The sequence below is a fragment of the Streptococcus sp. k-90 genome (assembly GCF_013277565.1).
In the GTDB taxonomy this organism is placed as follows: domain Bacteria; phylum Bacillota; class Bacilli; order Lactobacillales; family Streptococcaceae; genus Streptococcus.
Genome location: NZ_VMNE01000056.1, coordinates 1 through 2,046, shown reverse-complemented (window position 1 = coordinate 2,046; position 2,046 = coordinate 1). Strand labels below are relative to the sequence as shown.

Genomic DNA, 2,046 nt, shown 5'->3' with positions numbered 1-2,046 from the left:
TCAAGCTGGAATAGCTCCAGTCAAAGTTCATCCAGACCTGTTTGAACTGCTTGCACTTGGATTAGAGCATAGCCTAGCGCCCTCTAGCCATCTCAACATCAGTATTGGTCCCTTAATTCAAACCTGGCGTATCGGTTTTTCAGATGCCAAAGTGGCCCAACCCCAAGAAATTGAATCGGTGCTCCCTTTAATCAATCCTCATTATATCGAGTTAGATTCTTCCACTTCCACTGTGTTTTTAAAACAAAAAGGAATGAAGATCGATCTTGGTTGTTTAGCCAAGGGTTATAGTGCGGATAAAGTTGCCCAATTTCTGAGAGAAGAAGGAGTGACATCTGCCTTGATTAATCTGGGAGGGAATATCCTGACCATTGGAAAAAATCAGGCAAGAGGGGATCAGCCTTGGCAAATTGGGATTCAAGACCCAGCCAATCCTAGGGGAAATCACTTAATGACCATCCCTGTTGTCAATCAATCTGTCGTGACTTCAGGCATTTATGAACGTCACCTGACAGTCGACGGAAAAGATTACCATCATATTTTTGACAGTCAAACAGGATATCCTGTTGAAACGGAACTAGCTAGTCTAACAATCATCTCTGATAAATCAGTTGATGGTGAAATCTGGACAACTCGTCTATTTGGAGAAAGACCTGCTGCTATCCTCTGGCAAGTCGAAAGTTTGGAGGGCATCGAAGCCATCCTAATCGATAAGGAAGGTCACCTAAGCTGTTCTTCAGGAATTCCTACTCTATAGAAATAGATGTTTCAATAGAGTTTTAAAATCGTATTATGTAAAAAGAGAAAGGAAATCTCATGTTAAAACTTATTGCTATTGTTGGAACAAATTCAAAACGTTCTACAAACCGTCAATTGCTTCAATACATGCAAAAACACTTTGCTGAAAAAGCTGAAATTGAACTTGTTGAAATTAAAGACATTCCTGTCTTCAATAAACCAGCTGACAAGCAAGTACCTGTTGAAATTTTAGAAATTGCTGCTAAAATTGAAGAGGCAGATGGCGTTATTATCGGTACTCCTGAGTATGACCACTCTATTCCAGCTGTTTTAATGAGCGCTCTTGCTTGGTTGTCTTATGGTATCTATCCACTTTTGAACAAACCAATCATGATTACAGGTGCTTCATATGGTACTCTTGGTTCATCACGTGCCCAATTACAACTTCGCCAAATCTTGAATGCTCCAGAAATTAAAGCAAGTGTCCTTCCAGATGAATTCTTGCTTTCACATTCTCTTCAAGCCTTTAACCCAAGTGGAGACCTAGTGGATCTTGATGTTATTAAAAAATTGGATGCCACTTTTGACGACTTCCGTATCTTTGTAAAAATCACAGAAAAATTGCGTAATGCACAAGAATTACTTCGCAAAGATGCTGAAGACTTTGACTGGGAAAATTTGTAAGATAGGAGACCAAAAAGAATGAAATTTGTTGGACTTGTAGGATCAAACTACGATCAATCATATAACCGTAAACTCTTGGAATTTATCCGTCGTCACTTCAAACTTAAATTTGAATTAGAAGTTCTTGAAATTGACGAAGTTCCAATGTTTAACCAAGACGAAAAATGGGATGAAAGCTTCCAATTACGTTATTTATATAACAAAATTACTCGTGCTGATGGTGTCATTATCGCTACTCCTGAGCACAACCACACAATCTCAGCTTCCCTAAAATCTGTTCTTGAATGGCTTTCATACGAAGTTCATCCATTTGAAAACAAGCCAGTCATGATTGTAGGTGCTTCTTACTACGACCAAGGTACTTCTCGTGCCCAAGTTCACCTTCGTAAGATTCTTGACGCTCCAGGTGTCAATGCCTACACACTTCCAGGAAACGAATTCCTTCTCGGTAAAGCTAAAGAAGCCTTTGATGTTAATGGGAATATCACAAATGAAGGAACTATTAATTTCCTTGAAACATGTTTAGACAACTTTGTAAAATATGTGGGAGTCGTTTCAAAATTGAAAAAACCAAAACCAATCGCACCAGAAGATTTATATTGTACAAATCCAATCGCAACCACC

Annotated in this window: 3 protein-coding genes; all 3 read left to right on the top strand. The window is 38.9% G+C overall.

Going from position 1 to position 2,046, the window contains the following annotated elements; all coding sequences use genetic code 11:
- The coding region (locus HT734_RS09335; RefSeq protein WP_173308540.1) for an FAD:protein FMN transferase at positions 1-757 on the top strand (757 nt) is incomplete at its 5' end.
- Between the two features lie 59 nt (positions 758-816).
- Entirely contained in the window at positions 817-1,422 is a 606-nt protein-coding gene (locus HT734_RS09330) for an NADPH-dependent FMN reductase (protein ID WP_049501905.1), read from the top strand.
- An 18-nt stretch (positions 1,423-1,440) separates the two neighbouring features.
- A partial coding sequence (locus HT734_RS09325; RefSeq protein WP_173308538.1) for an NADPH-dependent FMN reductase occupies positions 1,441-2,046 on the top strand: 606 nt, incomplete at its 3' end.

Excerpts from the sequence above, each read along its gene's own strand:
- HT734_RS09330 (WP_049501905.1), top strand. The coding sequence starts at position 817 with ATGTTAAAACTTATTGCTATTGTTGGAACAAATTCAAAACGTTCTACA.